The sequence below is a fragment of the Lysobacter sp. TAB13 genome (assembly GCF_052113885.1).
In the GTDB taxonomy this organism is placed as follows: Bacteria; Pseudomonadota; Gammaproteobacteria; order Xanthomonadales; family Xanthomonadaceae; genus Lysobacter; species Lysobacter gummosus.
This window is the reverse complement of record NZ_JBFRDR010000186.1, coordinates 1-462: the sequence shown is the minus strand read 5'-3', so window position 1 is coordinate 462 and position 462 is coordinate 1. Positions and strand designations below refer to the sequence as shown.

The window sequence follows — 462 nt, the reverse complement described above, 5'->3', positions numbered from 1 at the left end:
GCCATGCCCTTCGGCTTCGACGATGACCAGGCGACTGGCCGGCCAGCGCTGATGCAGGGTCCAGGGGGTGATCGCGGGTCCGCCGATATCGCGACGGCCATGAATGAGAACGGCCGGAATATCCGCGATTTCGGCAATGCGGCGCAGGATTTCCTGCCCATCCCGCAGAAATCCGTCATGGGCCCAGTAATGGGTGACGAGGGTGGCGAAGGCGAGAGCCCGTTCCTCGTCGGGCGGTTGGCTGGCCGGTTCCCAGCCAGGATCGAGCGAGATATGCGTCGCTTCCCAGGCGTTCCAGGCGCGGGATGCGCGCAAGCGGTCCTGGCGGTCGCCCGTGGCCAGCCGGCTCGCATAAGCTTCGACGACGCGCTCGCCGGGGCCTCGGCCGGAATCCTGCGCGAAGCGTTGCCAGGCTTCGGGAAACAGGCGACCGACGCCTTCGGTGATCCAGTCGACCTCCTC

General features: G+C 67.3%; 1 pseudogene. It reads right to left on the bottom strand.

Annotation, left to right across the window (positions count from 1 at the left end):
• A pseudogene (locus AB4Y92_RS25740) lies at window positions 1-462 on the bottom strand (hypothetical protein); the annotation flags it as partial.